The organism is Rhodospirillales bacterium (assembly GCA_016712595.1).
Lineage (GTDB): Bacteria > Pseudomonadota > Alphaproteobacteria > Rhodospirillales > Defluviicoccaceae > Defluviicoccus.
On the sequence record JADJQT010000002.1, the window covers coordinates 653,054 to 669,388 of the forward strand.

General features: G+C 63.9%; 16 protein-coding genes. 10 read left to right on the forward strand and 6 right to left on the reverse strand.

Translation table 11 applies throughout. The annotated features are described in order from the left end of the window. Nucleotides 1–33 precede the first annotated feature (33 nt). Both mutL and pgi read right to left on the reverse strand, forming a co-directional pair. The gene (mutL, locus tag IPK66_14875) at nt 34–1,842 is read right to left on the reverse strand and encodes a DNA mismatch repair endonuclease MutL (GenBank protein ID MBK8176498.1); all 1,809 of its coding nucleotides are present in this window, start codon (nt 1,840–1,842) and stop codon (nt 34–36) included. Continuing rightward, entirely contained in the window at nt 1,842–3,488 is a 1,647-nt protein-coding gene (pgi, locus tag IPK66_14880) for a glucose-6-phosphate isomerase (GenBank protein MBK8176499.1), read from the reverse strand. Before pgi ends, mutL begins: the two co-directional genes overlap by 1 nt. Before the next feature lie 795 nt (nt 3,489–4,283). On the opposite strand from pgi, the gene IPK66_14885 reads away from it, so the two are divergent. The 6 genes from IPK66_14885 to IPK66_14910 all read left to right on the forward strand — a co-directional run bounded on the left by IPK66_14885 (nt 4,284) and on the right by IPK66_14910 (nt 9,934). Beyond that, a complete protein-coding gene (locus IPK66_14885) occupies nt 4,284–5,663 on the forward strand; it encodes an efflux RND transporter periplasmic adaptor subunit (protein ID MBK8176500.1) in 1,380 nt (459 codons plus the stop codon). Nucleotides 5,664–5,666: 3 nt separating this feature from the next. Then, nucleotides 5,667–6,407, forward strand: a complete 741-nt coding sequence (locus IPK66_14890) for an ABC transporter ATP-binding protein (GenBank protein ID MBK8176501.1) — start codon at nt 5,667–5,669, stop codon at nt 6,405–6,407. Then, nucleotides 6,404–7,636 (forward strand): ABC transporter permease, encoded by a 1,233-nt coding sequence (locus IPK66_14895; protein MBK8176502.1) that lies wholly within the window; start codon nt 6,404–6,406, stop codon nt 7,634–7,636. Before IPK66_14890 ends, IPK66_14895 begins: the two co-directional genes overlap by 4 nt. Beyond that, complete coding sequence (locus IPK66_14900) at nt 7,629–9,014, forward strand: TolC family outer membrane protein (GenBank protein ID MBK8176503.1); 1,386 nt, start codon at nt 7,629–7,631, stop codon at nt 9,012–9,014. Before IPK66_14895 ends, IPK66_14900 begins: the two co-directional genes overlap by 8 nt. 133 nt (nt 9,015–9,147) lie before the next feature. Next, nucleotides 9,148–9,387 carry a hypothetical protein gene (locus IPK66_14905; GenBank protein ID MBK8176504.1) on the forward strand — a complete coding sequence of 80 codons (240 nt, stop codon included), beginning with the start codon at nt 9,148–9,150 and terminating at the stop codon, nt 9,385–9,387. Nucleotides 9,388–9,703: 316 nt separating this feature from the next. Continuing rightward, nucleotides 9,704–9,934: a hypothetical protein gene (locus tag IPK66_14910; GenBank protein ID MBK8176505.1), complete on the forward strand. Its 231-nt coding sequence runs from the start codon at nt 9,704–9,706 to the stop codon at nt 9,932–9,934. 314 nt (nt 9,935–10,248) lie between these two features. On the opposite strand, the gene IPK66_14915 is transcribed toward IPK66_14910, so the two are convergent. Next, nucleotides 10,249–10,989, reverse strand: coding sequence for a Bax inhibitor-1/YccA family protein (locus tag IPK66_14915; protein MBK8176506.1), 741 nt, complete (start codon nt 10,987–10,989; stop codon nt 10,249–10,251). 173 nt (nt 10,990–11,162) lie between these two features. Here IPK66_14915 and thpR point away from each other — a divergent pair, with 173 nt between their 5' ends. Continuing rightward, on the forward strand, nt 11,163–11,726 hold the full coding sequence (gene thpR / locus IPK66_14920) for an RNA 2',3'-cyclic phosphodiesterase (protein MBK8176507.1): 564 nt from the start codon (nt 11,163–11,165) through the stop codon (nt 11,724–11,726). A 17-nt stretch (nt 11,727–11,743) separates the two neighbouring features. On the opposite strand, the gene IPK66_14925 is transcribed toward thpR, so the two are convergent. Beyond that, nucleotides 11,744–12,421, reverse strand: coding sequence for an HAD-IA family hydrolase (locus tag IPK66_14925; protein MBK8176508.1), 678 nt, complete (start codon nt 12,419–12,421; stop codon nt 11,744–11,746). A 186-nt stretch (nt 12,422–12,607) separates the two neighbouring features. Between IPK66_14925 and cobB the strand changes: the two genes are divergently transcribed. Continuing rightward, complete coding sequence (gene cobB, locus IPK66_14930; protein MBK8176509.1) at nt 12,608–13,345, forward strand: NAD-dependent protein deacylase; 738 nt, start codon at nt 12,608–12,610, stop codon at nt 13,343–13,345. 149 nt (nt 13,346–13,494) lie between these two features. Continuing rightward, on the forward strand, nt 13,495–13,803 hold the full coding sequence (locus IPK66_14935; GenBank protein ID MBK8176510.1) for a hypothetical protein: 309 nt from the start codon (nt 13,495–13,497) through the stop codon (nt 13,801–13,803). Between the two features lie 13 nt (nt 13,804–13,816). Here IPK66_14935 and IPK66_14940 read toward each other — a convergent pair whose 3' ends face one another. Both IPK66_14940 and IPK66_14945 read right to left on the reverse strand, forming a co-directional pair. Then, entirely contained in the window at nt 13,817–15,028 is a 1,212-nt protein-coding gene (locus tag IPK66_14940; GenBank protein ID MBK8176511.1) for an argininosuccinate synthase, read from the reverse strand. A 119-nt stretch (nt 15,029–15,147) separates the two neighbouring features. Continuing rightward, entirely contained in the window at nt 15,148–15,420 is a 273-nt protein-coding gene (locus IPK66_14945) for a hypothetical protein (protein MBK8176512.1), read from the reverse strand. A 241-nt stretch (nt 15,421–15,661) separates the two neighbouring features. Between IPK66_14945 and IPK66_14950 the strand changes: the two genes are divergently transcribed. After that, entirely contained in the window at nt 15,662–16,318 is a 657-nt protein-coding gene (locus IPK66_14950) for a GntR family transcriptional regulator (GenBank protein ID MBK8176513.1), read from the forward strand. Nucleotides 16,319–16,335 lie beyond the last annotated feature (17 nt).

Here is a 16,335-nt window from a genome sequence, read left to right on the forward strand (position 1 = left end):
AAACGGCGGCATGCTCCTACTGGCGGCCACAGGCTAGCGCCGACCGAACAGTTTTTCGATGTCGGCGCGCTTGAGCTCGACCCAGGTCGGCCGGCCGTGGCTGCACTGGCCGGAATGTGGGGTCGCTTCCATCGCCCGCAACAGCGCGTTCATCTCATCGACAGCAAGCCGGCGCCCGGCGCGCACGCTGCCATGACAGGCCATGGTCGCGCAGACATTGGCGAGCCGGTCACGCAGGGCTGTCGCCTCGTCGAGCGTGGCGAGGTCCTCGGCGAGGTCACGGATGAGGCCGGCGACGTCGAGATCGCCAAGCACCGCCGGAACCTCACGGACGACGACGGCTCCCGGGCCGAACGGCTCGAGGATCAGGCCCAGCTCGGCCAGCTCGGCGAGCCGGGCGGTGAGGCGGCCGATCGCCGTGCTATCCAACTCGACGACCTCGGGCAGGAGGAGGCCCTGGCGGGTGACGCCGCCGCTGGCGAGAGCTGCCTTCAGGCGCTCGTGGACGAGGCGCTCGTGGGCGGCGTGCTGATCGACGATGACCATGCCATCGGCCGTCTGGGCGACAATGTAGGTGGCGTGCACCTGCGCCCGGGCGAAGCCAAGCGGAGGAATGGCATCGTCGCTGTCTGGCGTCGGTGCCGACGGCTGCGACACCCCATGCCCCCGCGCGAAGGGCGCCGCGTCTTCGGCAAGGCCGCGCACGCCGAAGCCGGCATCGAGTGCCAGTGTCAGGCTGTCGGTGGACAGCGATGGCGGCGGAATTGGACGCCAAGCGCCGCGCCCGCTGGCGCCGTGGCTGCCGGTCCATGGCGCCGAGACTGCCGACGATGCGGCGCGGTGGCCGGCGGCGGCCAGCGCCTGTTTCAGCGCGCCGACGATCAGTCCGCGAACCAATGCCGCGTCGCGGAAGCGCACTTCGGTTTTCATCGGGTGAACGTTGACGTCGACGAGGTCGGCGGGAACGTCGAGAAAGAGGGCGAGCAGCGGATGACGGTCGTGGGCGATCAGGTCGTGGTAGGCGGCGCGCACGGCGCCATGCAGCAGGCGATCGCGCACCGGGCGGCGATTGACGAACAGGTACTGGTGCGTCGACGTCCGGCGGTGCAGGGTCGGCAGTCCGGCATGACCGAAAAGTCGGATGCCCTCGCGCTCGGCCGAAATCGCCAGCGCGTTGGCGGAGAACTCGCGGCCCATGACCGCGGAGAGCCGCTGAAGGCGTGCATCGTCGCCCTCGATACCCGCGGACGGCAGGGACAGCAGGGTTCGAGCGTCTTCGCTGAGCGAGAAGGATACGGCCGGCCGGGCCATGGCGAGGCGGCTGACGGCATCGACGGTATGGGCGACCTCGGTCGGTCGGCTCTTGAGAAAGTTCAGCCGTGCCGGCGTCGCGAAGAAGAGATCGCGGACCTCGATGCGGGTGCCGGGCGGATGCGCCGCCGGCCGCACCGGCGCCAGACGTCCGCCCTCGACGCGGATCGCCCAGGCGCAGGCGCCGCCAGCCGGCCGGCTGGTGACGGTGAGGCGCGCCACCGCGCCGATCGACGGCAGTGCCTCGCCGCGAAAGCCGAGCGTGGCGATGTGGCGAAGGTCGTCGTCCGGCAGCTTCGAGGTCGCGTGCCGCTCGACGGCGAGCGCAAGCTCGCCGTCGTCCATGCCGCAACCGTCGTCGGTAACCGCAATGAGCGTCCGGCCGCCGTCGGTCAGCGTGATCTCGATCCGTGAGGCCCCGGCATCGAGACTGTTCTCGACCAGTTCCTTCACCGCCGAGGCCGGCCGCTCGACCACCTCGCCGGCGGCGATGCGGTTGACAACGGTCTCGGGCAGGCGGCGGATCGGCATCAGGTGCGAGCCCGCAACTCCTTGAACGTGTTGATCAGGCCATTGGTCGAGCCGTCATGGCCGGTGACCACCGCGTCGTTTTGCAACTCGGGCAGGATTACCTTGGCGAGCTGTTTGCCGAGTTCGACGCCCCACTGATCGAATGAATTGATCTGCCAGACCACTCCTTGGGTGAAGATCTTGTGCTCGTAGGCGGCGATGATCAGGCCGAGAGTGTAAGGATCGACCTGCTTGACCAGGATCGAATTGGTCGGCCGGTTGCCGTCGAAGACCTTGTGCGGCACCAGGGCCTCGAGTGCCTCGCCGGACAGGCCCTGTGCCGTCAGCTCGCTGCGCACCTCGGCTTCCGACTTGCCTTTCATCAGCGCTTCCGGCTGGGCGAAGAAGTTGGAGAGCAGCAGCGCGTGATGCTCGCCGATCGGGTTGTGCGACTTCGCCGGCGCGATGAAGTCGCACGGAACCAGCCGGGTGCTTTGGTGGACGAGCTGATAGAAGGAGTGCTGGCCGTTGGTTCCCGGTTCGCCGAACAGCACCGGGCCGGTCTTGTAGTCGACCCGCCCGCCGCTGCGGGTGACGTACTTGCCGTTGCTCTCCATGTCCGACTGTTGCAGGAACGCCGGCAGGCGGTGCAGGTACTGATCATAAGGCAGGACGGCGTAGGTCTCGGCGCCGAGGAAATTCGAATTCCAGATGCCGATCAATCCCATCAGTACCGGGATGTTCGCCTCCAGGGGTGCCGTGCAGAAATGGGCGTCCATCGCGCGGCCGCCGGCGAGCAGTTCGTCGAACCGATCCATGCCGATGGCGATGGCGATGGGCAGGCCGATCGCCGACCACAGGGAGTAGCGCCCGCCGACCCAGTCCCAGAAGGCGAACATGTTGGCGGGATCGATGCCGAACGCGGTGACCGCCGGCTCGTTGGTCGAAAGGGCGACGAAGTGCTTGGCGACCGCTGCCTCGCCCAGCGCCTCGACCAGCCAAGCCCGCGCCGTCCTGGCGTTGGCGATGGTTTCCTGGGTGGTAAACGTCTTGGAGGCGACGATGAACAGCGCGCTCTCGGGGCGCAGGCGCTTGAGCGTCTCGGCGGCGTGGGTGCCGTCGACGTTGGAGATGAAGTGGACGCGCAGGCCATCCTGTAGGTAAGGCTTGAGGGCCTCGGTGACCATCACCGGCCCGAGGTCCGAGCCACCGATGCCGATGTTGACGACGTCGGTGATCGGCTCGCCGGTGTGCCCCGTCCACGCGCCGCTGCGCACCGCCTCGGAGAACGTGCGCATCTGCTCACGCACCCGCACCACCTCCGGCATCACGTCCTCGCCGCCGACGAAGATCGGCTTGTCGAGCGTGTTGCGCAGCGCCACGTGCAGGACGGCGCGCCCTTCGGTGGCGTTGATCTTCTCGCCGGAGAACATCTTCGCTCGCCAGCCATCGAGATCGGCGGCACGCGCGAGATCGACGAGCAGCCGCAGCGTCTCGGCGGTGATCCGGTTTTTCGAATAATCGAACAGCAGATCGCCCAGCGTCAGCGAGAATGCTCGGAAGCGCTCGGGGTCCTGTGCGAACAGGTCGCGCATGTGGGTATTTTTGACCGCGTTGGCGTGCGCCTCCAGCGCGCCCCACGCCTGCGTGCCCGTGATCGACGACATATCCCTTCCCCTTTTGACATGATTTTCGTGGCCGGAAGACCTGCCGTGGACATTAGCGCAGGCCACGAGATCGACAAAGGGGAAGCCGGCGCAAAAGTGAACGCTGCCGAAAGGAATGCGATCGGGATCGTTGTTAGCAGCTTTCCTTCGCCACACGTTTACGCGCCTGCCCCGATGGGTTGTGCAAGGCGAGAGCGTAACGCCTGCAGGGCGCTTTCGGATTGTCTCCAGCGTCAATTCGCGCGCTGCCGGCGCCCGGGCGGTGCTCCATGACACCGACTGCTCTATGCGCTGTCGCTGCAAAAGTTGAGCTGCCGGCGCGGGAAATAGATGGTGGCTGGTCGCCAAATTCTGAATTTTTTGTAATTTGCAGGAGCCATATATTTGGAATATGGATGACAAGTTCTTAAGGGTAAATTTTTGATTTGAATAATTAACTATGAATGTGATTAGCAAAAAGTTTTTGTCTGTTCCTTATAATGTTAAGTTTATTTTTGATAAAATATGTTAAGTAAAACTATTTTTAATTGTTGAGTAAGATAATTTGAACGGCATAACAGCAGGAATTTTGATTGTTAATAATAGTCAGGCGAGTGTCGATTAAGCAATAGTGGTGATAAGTCGCCATAAAAAGTGCATCGTCTTGGTCGTGGAACATCAATGAATATGGACCATTTGCCCTCCGTGGACGCGTCGCGGGACGAATTTATGCGGGGCGCCGAAAGCAGTTCCGGCGGAATTTTTCCGAATTCTTCCCCATTTTCTCCTTTGGGTCAGCATACGGCCAAGCCGAGAGTGTGGTCGTCGGCACGGTTTCGTAAGCTGGTCTTGCTCGGCGTCGTTACCTTTGGTGTCGTGGGGAGTGCCGTCTATTTTTTCGCCGATACGCGGCCACCGATCGGATATCGCACCGCCGAGATCGCGCAAGGTCAGATCGTCAGCATCGTCGATGCGTCGGGCACGCTGAAGCCACAGGCCCTTGTTTCCATCTCAGCGCAGAGCACTGGTCAGATCGCTGATGTTCCGGTCAATCTCAATGCGTCCGTCAAGACCGGGGATGTTCTCGCGCGGCTAGACTCCGGCACCGCGGAAGCCCGGCTGGCGATGGCCGCCGCCGATCTCAACGTCGCGCGTGGTCAGGTCGAGATCGCGGGGGATCAGGCGGAACAGGCCCAGCGGCAGGTGGACAACGCGCGCGCCACGTTGCAGGGAATCCACGCCGACGTCGAGCACGCCGAACTGGCGCGCGGCGACGCCAATCGGGACCTGAAGCGCAAGCGCGAGTTGTTGCAGACCGGCGACGCCGCGCCGGTTGAGTCGGACAAGGCGAGGACAGCATCTGGACAGGCCGACGCCGCGTTTGCCTCAGCCAGGGCTCGGGAGAACGCTGCGCAGGCCGCTCTCGCCGCCGCCGAGGCGCAAGTCAAGGTCGCGCAGTCGGGCGAGGCCAACGCCGTTGCCATCGTTGCCGCGCGCGAAGCCGCGCTCAGGCAGGCGCGACTTGACCTCGATCATACGACGATCCGTTCACCGATCGACGGCATCGTCGTCGAGTCAAACGCCGTCGTCGGGCAGACGGTAAGCGCTGCCGCGCAAGCAGCGCCGCTTTTCGCCGTGGCCAACGACCTGCACAAGCTCGATTTGCACGCGAACGTCGACGAAGCCGATATTGGCCGCATCATCGAGGGGCAGGTGGCGACATTTACATTCGACGCTTATCCAGGGCAGGTCTTCACCGGCAAGGTCGCGGAAATTCGCAAGACGCCGCAAGTCCTGCAGAGCGTCGTCAGTTATGACGTTATCATCTCCGTGGTCAACGATGACCTCAAGCTTCTACCCGGCATGACCGCGGATACCCGCATCGTCACTGGCGAGCGCGACGACGTTCTCATGGTGCCGAACGCGGCCTTCCGCTTTCGTCCTTCTGCCGCGCACGAGCGATCCGCAGTACCCGCCGCTGGCGCAGAGAGTGGGACGCCGTCAACGGCGACGATCTGGCGCCTGACCCATGGTGGCCACCTTCAGGCCCTTGCCGTGCGTGCCGGCCTGTCGGACGGGATCGAGACTGAGATCGCTGGCGGCGATGTTGCTGTCGGGGACGCGATCGTGATCGGAGCGAACAAGGGCTCGGCCCCGGAAACGCGGGACGCCCGCGTCGGGCCACTGAAGTTCTAGGCCATGCATCCTCCCCTGATCGAGACCGTGGCCCTTTCCAAGCGCTATCGCCTCGGCGACTTCGAAGTCCCCGCACTGCTCGACGTCTCGCTCGCGATCGAGCGTGGCGATTTCATCGCGGTGATGGGGCGATCCGGCTCGGGCAAATCGACCCTGATGAACCAGATCGGTTGTCTTGATCGGCCGACATCGGGTCACTATCGCTTCGATGGCGACGACGTCTCGGCGCTTGGTCCCGATGAACTGGCGCGCGTGCGCAACCGCAAAGTTGGTTTTTGCTTTCAGTCGTTCAACCTGTTGCCACGGGCAAACGCCATCGACAACGTCGCGGTGCCGCTGGTCTATGCCGGAATTGAGGCCCGCGCGCGACGCCAGCGTGCCGAGGCGGCGATCGCCGCGGTCGGCCTCACCGAGCGCGCCCACCATCTGCCGAGTCAGCTTTCCGGCGGCCAACAGCAACGGATCGCCATTGCCCGGGCCCTGGTCAACCGGCCGGTGCTGATCCTTGCCGACGAGCCGACCGGGACACTCGACGAACGCACCGGACTTGAGATCATGGTGCTGTTTCGGCGGCTCAACCGGGCTGGGATCACCATACTGCTGGTCACTCACGATCCGGATGTAGCCCGGTTCGCTGATCGCGTCATCGTCCTGCGCGACGGCCGGATGGTGGAAGATCGAAGCCAGGCTCCGATCGATCCGACAGCACTGCTCACTCGCGCGCCCGCCGAGGTGCTCGCATGACCTTTCTCGATGCCCTCCTCAGTGCCGTGCAGGCGCTGCGCGCCAACGTCCTGCGCAGCGCCCTGACCATGCTGGGGATCGTCATCGGCGTGGCGGCGGTCATCCTCGTCGTCGCCATCGGTTCGGGCGCGCGCGACGTCATTGTCCGGCAAATCAGCAGTCTTGGCTCCAACCTGATCGTCATCGATCCACTTTCCGTGCCGATCGGCAGCATGCGAGGGATCGGCGGGAACGGCCGCTCACTCTCCGAGGACGACGCGGACGCAATCCGACGCGATGTGCCGGATATCCAGGACGCCGTCCCCATGGTGCGGGGCAGCGTCTTAGCCGTTCGCGGTGACCTTAACGTCGTTACGCCGATTTACGGGGTAACGTTGGGGTTTCTCGACGCACGCGACTGGGAGATCGCCAACGGGCGAAGTTTCGCCAACGACGAGATGAACGCGGGAGACAAGGTCGCGCTGATCGGAAAGACAGTCGCGCGCGCACTATTTGGCGAGATCGATCCCGTCGGCGCCGCCATCCGCATCCAGCGCGTTCCGTTCACCGTCGTCGGCGTGCTCGCCGCCAAGGGACAGACGACGTCGGGTAAAGACCAGGACGATGTGATCATCGCACCGCTCAAGACGGTCAAGGCGCGCGTTCTCGGAGTCAATCCGGCAGCGCCTCAGCGAGTGGATTCGATGCTGGTCAAGGTGAGCGAGGGCGCCGATTTGAGCGTCACCGAGGAAGAGGTGCGCGGTCTTTTGCGTGAGCGCCACCGGCTTCAGACCTTCCAGGAAGATGATTTCTCGATCAAGAATCTCGCCGAGGTCCTGCAGATCAAGCAGGCCTCGGCGCAGGCCCTGGCCTCGCTCGTCGCCGCCGTCGCCTCTGTCTCACTGCTTGTCGGCGGCATCGGCATCATGAATATCATGCTCGTCTCGGTCATCGAGCGCACCCGCGAGATCGGCATCCGCATGGCGGTCGGCGCACGCCGTCGCGACATCCTTGCGCAATTCCTTGTCGAGGCGGTGAGCGTATCGGCAATCGGCGGCGGCGTCGGCCTAATCATCGGTATCGTCGCCGCTGGCGTTGTCGCCTCGATCGCCGGCTGGCCATGGATCATCAGCCCCGTCGCCGTGCTGCTCGCCGTCGGATTCAGCGTTGGCGTCGGCGTCGTCTTCGGCTTCTACCCGGCCCGCCGGGCGGCATGGCTCGATCCGATCGAGGCACTCCGCCATGAATAGGCGGATCCAGCGCTTGGTGGCGAACGGCATCATCGCCACCGTGCTGACACCCACCGTGCTGGCACCGGGGGCGCTGGGACTGAGCCTGATTGTCGGCCCGTCTGTCGCCGCCGCCGAAACGCTCAGCGAAGCGCTGGCGCAGGCTTACGCGAACAATTCGATGCTGGCGGCGGCGCGGGCGGAACTGCGGCGAACGGACGAACTCGTGCCGGAAGCGCTGTCCGGTTGGCGGCCTCAGGCGGACGTGACCACCGGCGGTGGATACGTCTTCAGCGGCGGCGGCAGCGGCGGTGCCAGCAACGTCACGCAATCCAGCGGACCGGCAGTGGCACTGGACCTGCGTGTCAAACAGCCGATCTACAATTTCGTCACTCCGGCCACGGTCCGGCAGGCAAAGAGCGCGGTGCGGGCACAAAGGGCACGGCTGACGGCGGTCGAGCAGGACACGCTCCTGCATACGGCCACGGCCTACCTGGACGTGCTTCGTGCCGAGAGTGTGCTGCAGCTAACTGGAGATCAGCAACGCCAACTCGATCGTGACCTTCAATCGGCGCAGCGGCGGTTCGCTCTTGGTGAGCTTAAGAACAGCGACATCGCTCAGTCGGAAGCCGGGGTCGCGCGAGCACGGGCGATGCGCACCCAGGCGGAAGGCTCGCTGCAATCGGCGCGCGCTGCGCTGAGCGCGCTGACGGGCAGCGCTCCGGACGCCTTGACGATGCCGGTGATGCCCGATGACCTGCCGGCGACGGAAGCCGAGGCCGCCGATGCGTCGGTGAACAGCCCAAACGTCATCGCTGCCGATTTCGCTCTGCGCGCGGCCGAAGACGGCGTCGACGTCAGTTTCGGCCAGGAACTGCCGCAGGCCTACGTGCAGGCCGATGCCGGTGCCTCAACCCAATCGATCCTCGGGCTGGTCTCCTTTCCGCTCTACCACGGCGGCATGCTGGATGCGCAGGTTCGCGCCGCCAAGCAGCTTGTCGGCCAACGACAGCGGGAAGCCGACGGGCAACGACGGCAAGCGAAACAGGCGGCGATCACCGCCTGGGCGTTGCTGCAGAGCGGGCGCGCCAACGAAGAGTCCTATCAAGCGCAGGTCAAGGCCACGCAGGTCGCCGCCGATGGTATCGGCCGGGAAGGTGGCCTCGGCCTGCGAACAATGACCGACGTCCTCCTGTCGCGCCAGCAGGTGCTTGAAGCTCAGGTCGAAAGCCTCGGCGCGCAGCGGGACGCACTCGTCGGTGCCTACCAACTGCTCGCTGCCGTTGGGCGACTGACCGCGAACGACCTCAATCTTGACGTGCAGAAATACGACCCAACTGCGCATTACAACGACGTCAGCCAACTATGGGGTGGGCGTGATATCGGAGACGACAAGTAAAATATTTTTATTTATTTGATAAAAATTAAATAGTAGGATGTATCGTATAATGTACATCCATTTATAATGGAGTATATTCCCGATAATGCTTGCAATTTTTTAGGTTATTCTGTGTGTAAAAAGGATAAACACAATGAGAATGCTGCGCATGATGTTGGCAGATGCGGTAATATTCGCGTCTGTTGGTGTGGCTGCGTGTTCTTCTACAGATACACAGGCTGAGAAAGCCTACGATGATTCGACGGCAATATGCGAAAGAATGCAGGCGACCGATCAACGCGAGCAATGCTTTGACTCGGCCATGCGCACGTATCAGGCGGGGGTCGCGAAGCGGCGCGTTTCCACGGCGGATTGCCCGAAAAGTAGTTGCTGACCAGGATCGGCTCGCACGCGGTGGGAGCAGGCTGGGAGAACGGCTGCTGAGCTTCCAAGATAGCTCCGTTGCCCCGCGCTGGCGGACGGCCGCGTGAGCCACAGCAGGGTCATGCGACTGTTTCAGCAGCCCGGTCTGGACACTTTCGGCGTTTGCGCCGTCAGCGCCACTCGGTCGGTTGCGCCGATTCGCAAGGGGACGGTGCAGGGGAGTACGGTGAGCGGATGGCCGCCGGCGAAGTTGCGCCGGACATCCGCAGCGGCTGCGGCAAAGCGGTTGCTTGACGGGTGTCTTCGGCGCCGGCATCGTTAACGTGATGAGCGTTGCAAATGACAGTCAAGGCGTCGCCGCCGGCCGTGGTGCAGACCCTGGCGATGATCCGATCTGCGAGAAGGTTGGTGTTGTGGACGGCGGCGCTGGCGCGAGGGCGAGGGATAGCGACACGCCCAAGGCTCGCCTGGCGGCCGCCTTGCGCGATAACCTGAAGAAGCGCAAGGCGCAAGCGCGCCTTCGCGCTGGCACTCGTCCAGCCGCCGAGGAGCCGTAGCGCGCAATAAATTCGACGATGATCGATGGCATGTCGGCCGCCGGGTAGGGGGCAGGCCTCTTTGGCGAGAGGAGTACTTCCACCCCGGCGCAAAGCGACCGCCTGACGACGCGGCCAACTGAGGGGCGCGCCGCCAAGCGGAGTCACACCGAGATCATCGCGCCCCAGCCGCCGAACCGGGATCTGGCAGGGCGGGAGGACGGCAGGATCGTTTCCAAAGCGTACCCCACTGAAGGCTGTCAACCCTTGTGGCATCCGCCTGCCATCCGCCCGGCTAACCCGAATGCCTGGAGCGAGCGCGAAAGACGCATCCACTATTCGCTGCGTGCGACGCCTACGAGTTGCAGGATCCAGATAAACATCGTCACAAAACTGCCGTAGAGCATGAACGCACCGAATATCGATTTGCGCTGAGCGACGTCTCGGGCGTCTGACTCATAGTACCAGCTTTTGATCTGTTGCGTTTCGAACGCGGTCAGGCCGGCGAAGATCACCGGAACGACGAACGACATCACCAGATGCAAGCCGCTCGACTGCACGAAGATGTTGACGACCAGGGCAATCATCACGCCGATGCTTGCCATTACCAGGAAACGGCCCATCGCCGACAGGTCTCGCTTCGTGGTGTAGCCATAAAGGCTCATACCGGCGAAGGCGCCCGCGGTGATGAAGAAGGCGCGCGCGATGCTGTCTCCCGTGTACATGTAGAAGAAGGGCGCGATTAACGCTCCCCACATTGCCGCATACGCCCAGAAGCACGCCTGCGCTGCACCCACGCTGCGCGACATCATGATCTTCGGGGCGAAGAAGCCGAGGCCGAGAACACCAATGAACAGCACCCACTTGGCCGGGCCGAGGGCGATGGTTTGCATCAGCGCGACATTGCTAGCGACCAGCATGGCAATGATGCCGGTGAGCGCAACGCCAAGCGCCATGTAGTTGTAGACCCGCAGCATGTATTGGCGAAGGCCGACATCAATTTGCGCGGACGCCGCCTGCGAACGTGTCATCGGCTCGGTTCGAACGTCAAACCGCCGATCAGGTCCGAAAGCCATTTCTGCCTCTTTCCTCTCCATAAGACCGGCTCTAGATATGGCGGCATGGTGCGCGTCGCGCAAGGCAAGTCCGGCGCTGGTCGGCAGCCGGAGTTCTGGTGCGTATCGAAAGCGCGGGCAAAGGCGATGCCGGGGGCTGGCTTGAGGCTCACGCGATCGCAAGGAGTGCGGCCATGTTCCGCTTGTTCGTCGGCGTCCTGTTTCCGGATGACATCCGAAACCGGTTATCGTCCCTTTATTCCGGATTGCCGGGAGCGCGGTGGGTCGATGCGCAGAGCATGCATCTCACATTGCGGTTTATCGGCGAGGTGGGCGGTGGGCAGGCCGAGGACATCGACGCGGCGCTGCAACGGGTGACGGCCCCCGCCTTCGACCTCGTCGTCTCGAGCGTCGACTTCTTCGAGTCGGGCGGCAAGGTGCATACGTTGTGGGCGGGGGTGGATAAGCAGCCGTTGCTGATGCATCTGCGCGACAAGATTGAATCGGCGGTGGTACGCGCCGGTTGCACCCCCGAGCGACGCAAGTTCAAGGCACACGTAACCCTTGCCCGGTTCCGCACCGATCCGGGACCGCGCATCGGCGCTTTTCTTCAACTCAATGGGCGGCTGTCGATCGGCCCGTTTACAATCGATCGATTTATCCTCTTCCGCAGTCACCTGGGAAGCGAACGCGCGCATTACGAGATCCTGGCCGAGTACCCGCTCGATCTCTACGCGGCGCCGCGCCGGGCCATCTGACGCCAGACTGCCTGACGCTAAATCGCCCGAATGAGAACCGGGAGATCATGCATGCGCGCGAAGACCCGCGTGGCGCCTGCTTGCCGCAGGATCGCCGGATAATCGTTGTCGCAATGGCTGCCGCCAGAAAAGCCCAGGACGTGCATGCCGGCGGCAACCGCTGCCTGAACCCCCGCCGGTGAATCTTCGATCACGACACAGTCCTTCGCCGCGGCCCCCATGCGCGCGGCGGCATAAAGGAACAGGTCTGGCGCCGGCTTGCCGTGTTCCACCATCTCCGCCGAAAAAAGATGCGGCTCGACAAGATCGATGAGTCGGCTCAGCGTCAGTGTCAGCCGTATTTTGGCGATGCGTCCGGACGACGCGACGCACCGGGGCTGCGGGAGGCGCAGAAGGACGTCGCGCGCGCCCGGCATTGCGCTGAGCGAGCGGCGGAACGCGCTCTCGTCGCTCGCCCGCAGCCGATCGGTGAACCCCGCCGGTAACGGTTGTCCCCGCTCGGCTTCGATCAGTTCGAACACCCGCGGCATGCTCAGTCCGGTGTAACGCCGGATGCATTCCCGCGCCGTCAGATCGAAGCCGATGGCGGTCAGTTCCGTGGCCAGGACCTCGGCGGCGAGCAGTTCTGAATCGACGAGGACGCCATCACAGTCGAAGATCACGAGAACGATGCGATCTTTGTTCGTCACCGGCATCGATCCTCTTCTGGGCAACGGGGCTTGCGGCTACGATAAGTCTGCTCGCGCGCGTTATGCCAGACGCGAGCGAGCTTGGCTGCGGTCACATGTATCGCACTTCCGGCGTCGAGCCGCGAAGCCACAGGCGCGTCAAGGTCGGGCGAGTGCGCACGTAATCATGACGTTCGCGAGGGATTGGAAACAATGAACCAACGAAACGAGGGCGCTGGGGCGATCGTCGTTCTTACCGGCGCCGGGATCTCCAAGGAATCCGGCCTCGATACCTTCCGTTGTGAGGGAGGGATCTGGTCGCGGGTCAGTCTCGAGGACGTGGCGACACCGGAGGGTTTCGCCCGTGATCCGGTCCTTGTTCATGATTTCTACAATGCCCGGCGCAGCAAGCTCGCCGATCCGCAAATCGCTCCCAACGCCGCCCACCGGGCGCTCGCCCGGCTCGAACAGGAGTGGCCCGGTGAGGTCTTCATCGTGACCCAGAACATCGACGATCTGCATGAGCGTGCCGGCAGCCGCAACCTTCTGCACATGCACGGTGAGTTGACCAAGATCCGTTGCGATGCCTGCGACGAGGTGTTCGAATGGCGCTGTGATCTGACCGTTGATCACGTCTGCGCCAAGTGTGACGCCAGAGGCGGTCTCCGGCCGCATGTGGTGTGGTTCGGCGAAATGCCGATCGGTATGGAGCAGATTTTCGCGGCGCTGGACCGCTGCGCCCTGTTCATGTCCGTCGGTACGTCCGGCAACGTCTACCCTGCGGCGAGCTTCGTCAGCCAGGTCCGCCGCAACGGGCGGGCGCATACCGTCGAGCTCAATCTCGAGCCATCGAATGGCGCGACGCTGTTCGCAGAGACCATTTATGGCTCCGCGACAGAGGTGGTCCCGCGCTACATCGACACTTTGCTGGCGCAGCGCATACAGCACTGATTTGCCCGGCAAGATGGGGGATTTGTGTCGTCAAAAGCTTTGTGTTGATTTCCAATACAACTTTACGTATTTTTGTAATGAGGCACATCAAGTGTAGATTGCATGAATAAGGCGGCACCTGCCGCGCGGCACGAGCGGGAAAGCAAGCGATGAGCACCATGGACGCGGGACGCGGATTTTCGACAGGTGGCACCAGCGATCGCATCGAGCGCCGCGGCTGCGGGGATCGTCGCAGCGGCCTCGATCGACGAGGTTCGGGGCGTCGTTCACTGGTCTCGTGCGAGCCGCGGGCGTACGGCTTTCGCGAGTTTCGCGAACAGCGGACGATGCAAGATCGCCGTCTGTACGTCGCCGACGCCGCGGCCTGGGACCGCCGTCGCCGACCGGAGGACGACGAGGGATTCATCCGGCTGAGCCGTGCGGAGATCCTCGCCCTGCTCGCCGGCCTGGACGACTGACGCGGCGCCGCGATCAGGCGCCGCGCAGCCGCGCCGCCAGTCGCATGCGCAGTGCGTTCAACTTGATGAAGCCCTCGGCGTCGCGCTGATCGTAGACCACGTCCTCTTCAAACGTGGCGATGTCCTGATCGTAGAGGCTGTTCGGCGAGCGCCGGCCGGTTACGATGACATTGCCCTTGTAGAGCTTGAGGCGCACGCTGCCGGTCACGTTCCCTTGCGTCGAATCGATCAGCGCCTGCAGGGCGACGCGTTCCGGCGCGAACCAAAAGCCGTTATAGATCAGCTCGGCATAACGCGGCATCAGTTCGTCCTTAAGGTGTGCCGCTCCACGGTCGAGCGTCAGGCTTTCAACAGCGCGCCGGGCGGCGAGGAGAACCGTGCCTCCGGGTGTCTCGTAGACGCCGCGCGACTTCATGCCGACGAAGCGGTTCTCGACGAGATCAACGCGGCCGACGCCATTCGCGCCGGCAACAACGTTGAGGCGATCGAGCAGGCTTGCCGGCGACAGCCGCTCGCCATCAATGGCGACGGGGTCGCCCTGTTCGAAGTCGATGACGATCGTCGTCGGCTGATTGGGGGCCGCTTCCGGCGAGACGCTCAGGCGGAACATCTCCTCGCCGGGCTCGGTCCAGGGGTCCTCCAGCGCCTTGCCCTCATAGGAGATGTGCAGCAGGTTGGCGTCCATCGAATACGGTGGCTCGCCTTCCTTATCGGTCGGCACCGGAATCTGGTGCTGGCGCGCGTAATCGATCAGCTTGGCGCGCGAGTTCAGGTCCCATTCGCGCCAAGGGGCGATGACCCGGACGTCGGGTTTCAGCGCGTAATAGCCGAGCTCGAAGCGGACCTGATCGTTGCCTTTGCCGGTCGATCCGTGTGAGACGGCGTCGGCGCCGACCTCGTTGGCGATCTCGATCTGGCGCTTGGCGATCAGCGGCCGGGCGATCGAGGTCCCAAGCAGGTAGATTCCTTCGTAGAGCGCGTTCGCCCGGAACATCGGAAAGACGTAATCGCGGACGAATTCCTCGCGCAGGTCCTCAACGAAGATCTGCTTCACGCCCATCATTTCCGCCTTAGCGCGGGCCGGCTCGACCTCCTCGCGCTGGCCGACGTCGGCGGTGAAGGTGACCACCTCGCAGCGATAGGCGTCCTTCAACCAGCGCAGGATCACCGAGGTATCGAGCCCACCTGAGTACGCGAGCACGACCTTCTTCACATCACCCTTCATCGCTTGTCCGTCGTCCTTGAGGGAAAGAGCGGCGGAGTATAGGCGATGCCGGCGCGCCGGCAAGCCGCAACCACGCGCCGGTTGCGCCCTGTCGCGATTATGGTGCGCGCGTAAGACGGTTAATCGGCGCCGAGTGGCGCGTCGATGAGCGGCATCGCCATGCCCGTCGCGGGCGGTGGCGCGCTCACGGGTAGTGGGGCCGGCAGGGGCGTGACCGACGCGATGATCGCGCTGTCGTGGCGGGCGGGCGCGGCGATCGTCGCCAGTGCCACGACGGCGGTCATGGCCGCAAGCCGGAGGGTCAGCGCCAGCAGGAGCGGGTCCCATCCCTCGGACAACGAGGGCCGATGAGCGAACGGATGAAGATCGCGAATGCGGAATGCGTATTTCATGTTTCATGTTACGTATCAGAATTGACCGGCGAGCACAATCGCAATTAGTCTTGTCTCGCCTGTCATCCCGACCGCCGCCCATGCAAGCGGCTCGCCATGAGGCGGGTGGATCGTGGTGTCGCGTGCGATGAGATCGAAAAAGGGCACAGACAACCGAGCAGATAGGCGATGGCTGGTCAAACACAACGGTTGGTCAAATTAAGACGAACAAACCAATCGAAACGATCGGGAGGTAACGACAATGCAGCCATTGCGGTGCTCAACGCTTGGCCGTGATGCCTATACCGCGGTGCGTGCGGTGCTGCTCGACGGCGTGACGTTCGCCCCGGGCGCGAAGATCAGCGTCGAGGACATGGCTCGCCGGCTTGGCGTCAGCCGATCACCACTTTGGGCGGCGATCGCCCGGCTGGAAGCAGAGGGGATCGTTGACGTCGTCCCGCGCCAGGGGGTTTTCCTTTCTCGCTGTGATCCGATGAAGCTTACGGCGCTGTTCGAAGCGCGCGAGGCGCTCGAAGGCATGGCGGCCCGACTGGCGGCCGGTCGGCGCGACGAGTCCCACCTTGCGTCGATGGCGGCGGCGGTAACAGAGCAGCAGGGCTGCGCGCGGCGTGGCGAGCGCGGCGGCTATCACCATGCTGCTCGTGCCTTTCACGAGGTTGTATCGCGCGCCGCCGCCAGTCCGGAAATCGACCGCCTGTTAAGCGGCCTCTACGGTCGGGGGCAGGCGATGTGCAGCCGATTACCACCGCCACCGGACCGCTGGGCGGGCGCTTGCGCCGATCACGCGGCGCTCTTGGAGGCGTTGCACCAACGTGATGGCGATGCCGCAGAGCGCATCGCTCGCGCGCACGTCCACCGCCTGGCGCAGGCGGCGCTGGATGCTCTCGTGCCCGCATGAGTGAAGCGCGTGCGTTG

Bases quoted from the DNA above. Each gene is read 5' to 3' on its own strand.
- mutL (MBK8176498.1), bottom strand. From the start codon at position 1,842: ATGCCGATCCGCCGCCTGCCCGAGACCGTTGTCAACCGCATCGCCGCC.
- pgi (MBK8176499.1), bottom strand. From the start codon at position 3,488: ATGTCGTCGATCACGGGCACGCAGGCGTGGGGCGCGCTGGAGGCGCAC.
- IPK66_14890 (MBK8176501.1), top strand. From the start codon at position 5,667: ATGCATCCTCCCCTGATCGAGACCGTGGCCCTTTCCAAGCGCTATCGC.
- IPK66_14895 (MBK8176502.1), top strand. From the start codon at position 6,404: ATGACCTTTCTCGATGCCCTCCTCAGTGCCGTGCAGGCGCTGCGCGCC.
- IPK66_14900 (MBK8176503.1), top strand. From the start codon at position 7,629: ATGAATAGGCGGATCCAGCGCTTGGTGGCGAACGGCATCATCGCCACC.
- IPK66_14905 (MBK8176504.1), top strand. From the start codon at position 9,148: ATGAGAATGCTGCGCATGATGTTGGCAGATGCGGTAATATTCGCGTCT.
- IPK66_14910 (MBK8176505.1), top strand. From the start codon at position 9,704: ATGAGCGTTGCAAATGACAGTCAAGGCGTCGCCGCCGGCCGTGGTGCA.
- IPK66_14915 (MBK8176506.1), bottom strand. From the start codon at position 10,989: ATGGCTTTCGGACCTGATCGGCGGTTTGACGTTCGAACCGAGCCGATG.
- thpR (MBK8176507.1), top strand. From the start codon at position 11,163: ATGTTCCGCTTGTTCGTCGGCGTCCTGTTTCCGGATGACATCCGAAAC.
- IPK66_14925 (MBK8176508.1), bottom strand. From the start codon at position 12,421: ATGCCGGTGACGAACAAAGATCGCATCGTTCTCGTGATCTTCGACTGT.
- cobB (MBK8176509.1), top strand. From the start codon at position 12,608: ATGAACCAACGAAACGAGGGCGCTGGGGCGATCGTCGTTCTTACCGGC.
- IPK66_14935 (MBK8176510.1), top strand. From the start codon at position 13,495: ATGAGCACCATGGACGCGGGACGCGGATTTTCGACAGGTGGCACCAGC.
- IPK66_14940 (MBK8176511.1), bottom strand. From the start codon at position 15,028: ATGAAGGGTGATGTGAAGAAGGTCGTGCTCGCGTACTCAGGTGGGCTC.
- IPK66_14945 (MBK8176512.1), bottom strand. From the start codon at position 15,420: ATGAAATACGCATTCCGCATTCGCGATCTTCATCCGTTCGCTCATCGG.
- IPK66_14950 (MBK8176513.1), top strand. From the start codon at position 15,662: ATGCAGCCATTGCGGTGCTCAACGCTTGGCCGTGATGCCTATACCGCG.